Raw genomic sequence first — 10,376 nt, forward strand, 5'->3', positions numbered from 1 at the left:
GCAACAATATCGCCAACTCCATCAATTTTTAGTAGTGCTAAAAGGCATATAATTTCTTGTTCGTGCATGGTATATATTTGAAATTCAAATAAAAGAAAAAATATTTAAATTGTTAACAAAGTTTGTTAATAAAATTTTGCCACACGCAATAAATAATTAAATTTGTCATTATGAAGATTGAACAATACATTTCGCAATTATTATACCGTTACCAATGTGTAACTGTTCCTGGATTTGGTGCTTTTTTAACCGAAATTCAATCGGCGCAATTACAAGAAAACACGCATTCTTTTTTTCCACCTAAAAAGTTACTTTCGTTTAATTCTTATTTAAAAAACAACGATGGTTTACTGGCAAGTCATATTGCACAGCAAGAAAAAATGAGTTATGAAGCATCGGTTTTAGCAATTGAAAATCAAGTAGTTATTTGGAAAAATAAGTTGCAAGATTTTGAAGGAATTATTATAAAAAACATTGGCGAAATTGTTTTAAATGCAGATAAAAATTTAGTTTTCACACCAACCAATCAAGTTAATTATTTAGCAGAATCGTTTGGATTAAGTACGTACACTTCGCCACTTATAAAACGTGAAGTTTTAAAACAACTTGATGTTAAAGAAGAAGATATTGCAATTTTAACTAACGAAAAAGAAGCTATTTCTTTAAATGCAAATAGAAAATCATATTCTTATTTAAAATATGCTGCGGTTTTTGTACTTGGTTTAGGAGTTCTTGGCGCTTTAGGTTTCAAGTACAACGAAAATCGAATTGCAACTGAAACATTACTAGTTCAAAAAAATGTTCAAAAACAAGTAAATCAAAAAATACAAGAAGCCACATTTTTTATCTCCAATCCTATTCCTACTGTAACTTTAACAGTAAAAAATGAAGATAAAAAAGTATATAAATATCCTTATCATATTGTTGCTGGAGTTTTTAAACAAAAGCAAAATGCTTCAAGAAACTATTACCAATTGGTGCATCTTGGTTACAGAGCAAGACGCATTGCACCAAATAAAAATGGCTATTTTCCTGTACTTTACGGAAGTTATTCAAGCTACACAGCAGCGCAAAATGCACTTTTAAAAATTCAGAATTCTCATAATAAAGAAGCTTGGTTGTTGATTGAAAAGTTGTAGAACAAATTAGTTAATATATTATTTTTTATTTACAAAAACACTATTTGTTTAAATAAATTAATAATATAATGTTGACTTGAACTTCTAGTCTCATAAGTCTTTTTGGACTCAAATATAATAATTTTAAGGTTTTGAACACTTATGATTGCAATTCCGCGCTATCGTTGTGCTGATATATATCCGAGCTATCTTGTCTTTATTTAATTTAAAAAGACGAGCATTATTGCTCGTCTTTTCTATTTTAATTTTGTAATACTATTTGATTTACATTTTGTTAAGTTGTTAAATTAGATTATTACTGCCTTTGAAAGGTTACCGCTATCTGGCAGCAGTGGCAGAATCAATAAACTAAAAAACATAAATAAATTTTAAGTTTCAAAAAATAAATTACATACTTTTTATAACTTATTCAAATACAATTGGTATACTTTGAGTTTTTATTTTGGCATCAAAGATTTCAATTTTATTTTCTTTTAAATTAATTAATTGTTCTTTAGAAAATAACTTTTTAACGTCTTCTTTTAAATTATAATTTAAGTTTAATGTATACTTTTTAGAAGATATTAATTTGTAAAATAGTGAATTTTGTAAATCTAATACGCTATCTTCAACCACAAATGGAAGTGCTAATGTACTAGAAAATATAAAAGATTCTTTTGGGCTGATAATTACATATTGATTGTAATATTGGTTAGAATAGTTACCTATTTTAAATCCCATTTTTAATAATAATTTTTCATTTTCACTTTTTTCGTAATCATTATGTTCCAAATATGCGAAAGCTTTTATTCTTTTTTCATCAGTATCAAAATATGGTGAAGTAAAAGGTTCTGATAAATTAACTATTTTATTATTTTCATCAAAAATTTCTATATCAATACAATATAAATCTTTTATTTTTAAATCTTTTACAAAAAATAGCAATTTTTTATTTGTAGTATTTGTTATTTTAAATTTTAAATTATTTGTGAACTTTAACTTATTTTCTTCGCTACTATATTTTCCTAAATTAAAATATTTTCCTATTTCTTTTGCATTAATTGGACTTCTTTCACAAATTACATTTTCATTTAAAAGTTCAAACTTAATTTCTTGTTTATTACATGAAATTAGAAATAAGAAAATACCAAATAATGAGATGTGTTTTTTCATGATACCTATCGTTGAATATTATTAAAAAAAACTGGATAGCTTTTTATTCTAAAATTTAAGCCAGTTTTATTTGCTTGAGAACTCCAGTATTTGTAATTATTATTATGGTCACTATTATTAAATACATTTTTATCAAAATAACGCATTATTTCATAAGACCTAGTTTCTGTTATTGCTCTGTAATCATTACCCCAACCTTTAAACAAACCTTGTGAATCATCCCAGGCATGTAATCCTTCATGCAACAAATTTAAAAATAACTCACGATTATTAGTAAATCCTCTATTTCCTATAGTTACAACGCCATCTACATATTGACCATATTTGGTTAAATTTAAGTCAACCTCAATTGATGCACCATTTGCATCATATAATATTTCTAGTGGAAGAACTTTTATTCTCATTTCATTGGCATATGATTTTAAATCCTCTGATCCATAAACATTAATTTCTCCATTTGGTTTATAACCAGCATCAGATAAATATTTATTCGTATCATTATTAATTTTTATTTTTTGGATAACACTATGCATCAAATCATTAAATCCGCTAACAATTAGCCCAGTAACTGCACCTTGCCAAAAGTTACCACCAGCCAACAAACTACCTGCGCCACCCATAATTGCACCAGAGGTTAGCGTTAAACCTGCCATTAAATTTGCATTTCTTGTTCCAAAAGTACTCCAATTACAATTACTGTCTGAATATCCACCAGAAGCACCAAGTTTATTCATGTAACTTCCTGCTATACTACTTACGGCACCAGCTGCAAAACCTGCCCAAAATTTACCACCTTGTGCAGCAGTCATACCACCTTGAAAAACCCCATGAGCTAATGCGGCATAAGTTGTTTTTACAAAAAAATTAGTAATACCATGAACAGCAGAACCAATACCAAAACTTACTCCTGCACTTATACCTGATATTACTAAATCTACAAAAACACGACTAAAATCAATGGTTTGATGTTTTAATAAACTTGCAAAAACAGAACCAAAAATTGGTATAACACTAGAAACTAATGTAGATAAAGTAAATATATTTCCTGTTACATCAGTATACTTTAATGGGTTGTTTACACAATAGCCATAACGATTGTAATTTTGGGTGTTGTATGGATCTTGTAAATAATTATCGGCTTCTAGAAAACGGTGTAATGCTGGGTTGTAAATTCTTGCATTCATGTTAATTAAATTAACACCTTTTAAATGCTCATGTCCAGTATATCCTCTATCAAAGAACGTTAATTGGGCTAAATTAGTATTTAAACCATCTTGTATTTTAATAATTTGACCCCAAGGATCAAACAATCTTTTTTCTACAACACCACCAGCTGCATTTGTAATGGCTAATATACTACCTTGATAGTCTTTATGCAAATAAAAATAATTGTATGCTGTGCCATTGTATTTTAAAACTACTGGTGCGCTGTAGGCAGAACCACCAATGTAGGTAAGAAATTCTGTTGTAACAGGTGTTGTTGTATCTCCTGTTGCAAAAGTGGCACTAATTTCCATACTACCATCAGCACTATAATACCTGCGGTTTGGGCGAGCTAGTTTATCAACAGCTGTACTGCCATAATACATTACCGAACGTTGCTCATTAGCATTATATCCAAAACTTATTGATTTTTTACCATTTTCAATAATTTGTATTGGAGCTTTAAAAGCGTTGTAGGTTACACTTTGTATTAAATTTAAACTAGGATTTTGAGTTACTGCACCGTTAGATATAGATGTGTTTTGATAAGGTTTGTTTTCATTACCATAATCATAACTTCCTAACGTATTATTTGTTATCCTACCACGATCATCATAGTTTTGATAATTGATTGTAATTTTATTAATTTTTAAATTATCAATAATAAAAGTAGCTGTTCCTGATGAACTTCCACCATTATTAGTTCCTATTAAATTAACACTTGAAGCTATTACAAATTTTAAACTAAGTTTTGGTTTATTGATTATATTAGAATAGGTATAAATGGCATTTAACGTTCCATTTTCTATAGTCCCAAATGGAACTTCATTAACATTAGCAGCATTAGTTGGATCTGTTTCTACCATTACAACATTAACAATAACATTAGCCGAAGCTGTTTTGCTTGTAACTGTAGCTTTTACACGTAATTGATTAGCAGAACCAGCTACAATTTCTGTTAAGTTTCTTACTGCAAAACCTTTGTTTAATGTTACTTTCATAGTACCAGTAACATTACTAACTAATCCTGTACTGGTAGTTATTGCTTTAACGTAAGTAAATCCATCAGTGGTTGTGTTAAATGGTAATGATATTAAAATGTCAGCATTATTATCCCAAGAAGTAAGTCGGTCAAGAGAATCATAAGTAAAATTATCATTACTGTCAAACATACTATTGTAACGAGAATTTAAATTACCTAAAATAGGTTCAAATGCAGTATTAAGTGTCATTACAGTTGCTGTTCCTAGCTTGTGTTGAAACTGAGACGCATATCCAAATTGGTCAAAAGTATTGGTTACATTTATTCCATTTCCTAAAGTTGCTGTTAAAATATTGCTTCTAGCATCAACAGTATTGGCTTGCCATAATGTTGCAGCAGTAGCATTGTCTTTTAATTGATATTCTGCACCATTATTAGCAGAGTAACTGTGTTTAATAACTTTAGTACTTGTTTTTCCAAATGCTGTAGCAGTACTTGTTTCATTATTTACGCGACTAAAAGTATCAAAGTCTAAAATTTTAGTAAAAACTGCTGTACCTGAAGGTAATAAATTTTGTGTTTCTATAGTTTTAGTTAATCTGCGTTGCACATCATAGGTGTAATTAAAAATACTATTACCATCATTAGGATTAAGAACTGTAATTGAACTTAATAATTTGGTTGTTGCATCATAATTATAATTAGATGTAATATTTGTAGCGTCAGTTACAGTTAAACCTTGAATTGATTTAGTTAAAAGTCTACCAGATAATCCGTGATAAGAATAAGTAGTTGAACCTTTGGGATTACCTTCTGTTTTAATTTCACCGTAGGCATTATAACTGTAAGTATTAGTTCCAGAAGATGGATCTACAAGTTGTATTTTTCTGCCCCAATTATCATAAGCTACAGTAATCTTTATTCCATCATAATCTGATTCTATTAAATTGTAATTGGCATCATAAGTAAAATTTATTGTTCCACCAGGCGAATCGGTTGTAGAAATTACTTGGTTATTAGCATCGAATGTTTTGGATTTACTCATCACAGAATCGGCAACATTTACTGATAATCCAGCGTAAGTTGTGTTAACTATTTTTCCAGTAAATGAAGTTGTTTTAATTGGTCTGCTGTAATCATCATAATTATAGGTTGTCCATTGTGTTGGTGATGCTGTATTAAAATAAGGTTCGCTAACTCTATATTTTCTACCAAAAACATCATATTCAGTAGTAATATAGGTCCAAGTTCCGTTAAGATTTTTACTTCCTTTACGAATTTCACGCGCTAAAATATCTTGTTCAATAAAAGTACTGCTTCCATCAGAAACAAGAGCGCTAGTAGTATTGGTTACAGTAGTTTTATAAGTAGTACCAACTCTAGTATATGCATAATTAGTTACAAGATTTAGTGTATTTTCAATAACATTTAATCGCTTACCCCAATTGTCATAAACATTTGTTACAGTTTGGTTAAATGGATTTTTAGAAACCAAAACAGTACCATATAAAGGATGAAAACTCATGTTTGTACTTACTAATGATTCGGAATCTGTTACTGTACTGACAAATCTATTTGTGGTGTCATAGGTATAAGAAACTTTTCTTGGTGTTACATCATTAATTCCAGCAGTTGTTCCTGATGCACTTACCTCTTTGTCTTTTAATAATCCGTTTGGAAAATAAGTCATTTTTTCAACCATAGTTATTGGGTCTAGTGTTACTCCGTCTGGTTGGAAAGTATTTTTATCTATTTGAGAAACATTCCCATTTAAATAAGATATGGTTTCAGATGCTTTTTTTGTGTTGCCATAAGCGGTTGCTATAACAGTAGATTTACGCGGTCTACCAATATAATAATTACTACCAGTACCAAAACTGGGTGTATCATATTCTTTTATTTCGGTAGTTGTACCATGTAAAGTTGTACCTAAATAATTATTAGTTGTAATACTTGTTGGTAAATTATAGTTGTCGTAAGTATTGTAAACTGTTTCTTTTACAATTCCTGTTATATAATCTGTAGATTTTTGATTGTTTAATAAAATAACATAAGGAAAAATAGATGGATTGGATTGTATGAAAACATTCTCAGTTTTACTCATTAAACCAGTTGTCAAATCGGTTGGAAAAGAAAAGTTGACAGTACTTGGTTGTAGTGTATAGGTAAAATTAGTTGCACCACGTTTTAATGGATCTATTTCGCTTACACTCCATATTTTTTTATCTGCTGCTGAATTGTACCATGCACTTCTTGCTGTTTTCTTAAAACCCATGCTACCAATTCCTTTAAACTGAACAACATAACCATTGTATTTAAAAACTTGGTATTTAGAGCTTCCTAAAGTGGTGTTTTTTAATTGAGAAACTAATCTATTATTTGGTATTTGTTTTAATTCTACAAATGGATAGTCTAAAGAATTATTGGAAGAATAAAAATCGGTTGCTAAACCATAACCTGCATTTGCAGTACTACTTAGCATTGGTAAATACGAGATTTCATCAATTATTGCTCCGTTTGATTGCGTTACTTTTTTTAATAGATTTTCTAAACTTACATCACGTGTAAAATCTACATAAGAAATTGTTCTTTCAAAACTTCCACCACCATGGTCTCGAAAGATGAGCATGTCGCTAGTCAATCCTCTATATTTTACATCTGCTACTAAAGGAATAGGATAACTGTTATCATCACTAACATGACCATCAGGAGAATTATAATTGTAAACAAAGCTTGTTGCACCAGTACCATTTTTTCCAATAGTATTAATAAAAGTTGATAACGACCATCTTGAACTACTATTTGTAGCATCCCAAAAACCACCTACAAGATAAACACCTGATAATACTCTTACAATATCTGTTTTACCATCTTTATTTACATCAAGGGCATAAAAAGCATGATAATCATCGCCTGTTTTTTTTACATAATCCATTATTTGATAGGATTGTTTATCAAAAAAAACACCTCCAGTTGGGCTTGGATTACTGTAATAAATATTCCAAACATTACTATTTGGACATACTGTTCCTGGTGCTATAGTAACCCCATTAATAATGGTTGGTGCAACAGGTATACAATTTCCATCTGTAAAAGGCATCATTATATCTGGTTTACCATCACCATTATAATCTCCAAATAGTAATGGCTTATCAGCTGCATAATTTTCAAATACACCTTCACCAATAGTTTCTAGTTCAATCCAAGGCGCAACTGAAAGCTGTTTAAAACTTATTATTCGATAATATGAATCGCTTTGTACAAAAACATCTGCCTTACCATCGGAATTAAAATCCATGACATATTTTTTAGAACCATAAAAACCAAAATTTGGATTTATTATACTACAATTTCCAGAAGTGTTAGCAACATTAGAAATATTTGGGTTTAAATCAACCAATCGTACTTCGTTATAACCTACATGATATTCATGAGTCCACACACATGGATTTGGATCTTCTGGTCTTAAAGTTATAGGAGCAACATGTCCATAAAAATCCCTTTCAAAATGTGAAAATATAAGAATCTCTGACAATCCATCTCCATTAAAATCACCTTCAAGATACTCATTTGAATATTTTACTGATGGAGGAATTGGCACTGGTGGAGGTTGAAGTGAATCGTTTGCACAACCAAATACGTAATGGTTAGCATTATCAAAAGTTACATTTTTTGTGTAATCAAGACTAACATTGTTTAAAACCTTGTTATACTTATGAACTTTAAAAGCTATATTATTTAAGGTTTCATCAGCGTAAACTATTGATTGAACTTGATTTAATTTATTATTTGATAATGTAGTTGCAGAAAATTTTTGTCTTGCGGTAGATGAAAATGGAAGTGCAATATTATTTGCATTACCAATAAATAAATTTGTGTGTAAATTATTGCCTGCAACAATATCCATTTTACCATCTCCATCAAAATCGCCAGTTATTTGTGCACCATCATTTACACTATAAGTATCGGTGTATAAAGTTGTGGTTTCGTTAACAGTATCTATTGATGTATTATATTCAAATAGTACTGGATTTGCAGCTTCGCCAGTACCATTATATTCTTGAATTTGTGAAACACGTTGATATCCTAATTGGGTATCAGCAGTATGAGAAATACGATATTCTTTAAACAAAGCAGTATTAGTAAAAACTTTTATATTATTTAATAATTCTGTTTTCTCCATTAACACACCTTTAAAATATCCTTTTTCAGTTCTAGTAGCAGTCGTGTAACTAAATTTTATATAGTTTAATGGTGTTATATTACTTATTACATTCGCACTAAATTGAATAGTATCAATACATAAACTTTTATTTAATGGTTTTGTATAATTGTAGAGTATAAAATTTCCTTCTGCATCTTCATATCTTACAATATAATAAGCAGATAAATCTGTTGCATTCATTCCGTTGTAATTTCCATACCAAGATCTTGAACCATCTGGACTTGTAACTATAAAATAAATTGCTGCACCAGTTCCTTTTAATTCAATTTTAGTATTGCTTTGAACTTCTGTTTCATATATTGAACCATCAGCCCAATAATTTCCTGTTTTTATAAGTAATCTTTGTCCTTCTAATGCTAATTTATCATTATCGTCAAAATCAACACCATCTTTAAAACCATCAATATCTTGTCTAGTAGCAATTCTGCTTATATATGAAACACCACCTGCAGACCATCCTTGTCCAGCAATTCCATCATTTTGACCACTAGAATATGAAATATTTATAGTTGGTCCAACGCTACTAATACTTGGTGGCATTGCAATGGGCAATGTAAATGTAGCTTGTCCAGAGTTAGAAATATCTAACTTTCCTTGTGTATCATGATAATTTTGAGAAAAACTTAATGAAACAATAAATAATATTAAAAGTGTAATTATTTTTTTCATAACTATTATTGTTTGATTATTTTAAATGTTTTTTGTTCTCCATTACTATAATAAAATTCTACAAAATAAATACCTTGAGAGTACTCTTGAAAAGAAAGTGTATAGCTGTTTACAGTGTTTAAATTTTTATACTCTTTAATCAAAACTCCTTGTACATTAAAAATTGAAATGTTATTAAGAACATTATTATCAATAATTTCCCATTCCATAAATAACTCGCTATTTACAGGATTTGGATAATATTTAACATCTTTATAAATAGGATTATTTTGCAATATTGGTGTAGGATTCATTTTAGATGGAGTTGCAATAGAAATCTCAACATAAACTGTAATTTGGTTGCCAGCAGCATCATAATTAAAAACAGTAAGTTGACCAAAAGAAGAATAACTTAAAGCCAAGAGAATCATTAAAAATAAAATTCTTTTCATAATAGAGTGTTTAAAAAATTATAAATTACATGAAATATATATAAGTCTCATTCTCTTAAATTAAGAGAATTAATTAGAATTAGTAAAATTTAGAAAATAAAAAAGCGTGAAACTTCGCTTACTGTCATTGAGGTACTGGTAGAACCTTGTATACAAATAAACAAAGCCCACGCAGTGCATGGGCAAAGTCTATTCTCGTATACAATTTTTAGAAAATTACCAGGTTTCAATTGACAAGAATAAAGCTGTGCTTTATATTTAATAATTTAAGAACGAGTTTAATAATAATAACAATCTTAAAAAAATATTTCATTATAAAAAACAAAATCATCAAAATTGTGCGAATAATTTTAATAAACGTAATTATAAGTACATTACTTTACTTTTATTGGTGAATGTTTATATTTACCTGCATAGCTTAAATTACCTAATTTGAATTTTCTTATATAAATCACAAGTTTATTCGCTATGAAATTCCTAGGTACTATCTTCAATTCCTAATTTTATTTGATATTTTTTTATAAATTTGTAACACCGAGAGGAAGCTTCTTGCGATAATTCACTGGATGTTTACC

4 protein-coding genes are annotated in these 10,376 nt (G+C 29.2%); 1 reads left to right on the plus strand and 3 read right to left on the minus strand.

The genetic code is table 11. From position 1 onward, the window contains the following. The first annotated feature begins 170 nt into the window (after positions 1-170). The gene (locus ACH2BC_RS01420) at positions 171-1,139 is read left to right on the plus strand and encodes an SPOR domain-containing protein (RefSeq protein WP_395052171.1); all 969 of its coding nucleotides are present in this window, start codon (positions 171-173) and stop codon (positions 1,137-1,139) included. 405 nt (positions 1,140-1,544) lie between these two features. Here the strand turns inward: ACH2BC_RS01420 and ACH2BC_RS01425 are convergent, their stop codons facing one another. The 3 genes from ACH2BC_RS01425 to ACH2BC_RS01435 are packed head-to-tail and all read right to left on the minus strand — an operon-like array spanning position 1,545 to position 9,801. Continuing rightward, positions 1,545-2,291, minus strand: coding sequence for a hypothetical protein (locus ACH2BC_RS01425; protein ID WP_395052172.1), 747 nt, complete (start codon positions 2,289-2,291; stop codon positions 1,545-1,547). A 5-nt stretch (positions 2,292-2,296) separates the two neighbouring features. After that, positions 2,297-9,370, minus strand: coding sequence for an FG-GAP-like repeat-containing protein (locus ACH2BC_RS01430; RefSeq protein WP_395052173.1), 7,074 nt, complete (start codon positions 9,368-9,370; stop codon positions 2,297-2,299). 5 nt (positions 9,371-9,375) lie between these two features. After that, positions 9,376-9,801, minus strand: a complete 426-nt coding sequence (locus ACH2BC_RS01435; protein WP_395052174.1) for a T9SS type A sorting domain-containing protein — start codon at positions 9,799-9,801, stop codon at positions 9,376-9,378. Positions 9,802-10,376: the final 575 nt, after the last annotated feature.

This window comes from Flavobacterium sp., from assembly GCF_043760115.1.
Lineage (GTDB): Bacteria > Bacteroidota > Bacteroidia > Flavobacteriales > Flavobacteriaceae > Flavobacterium.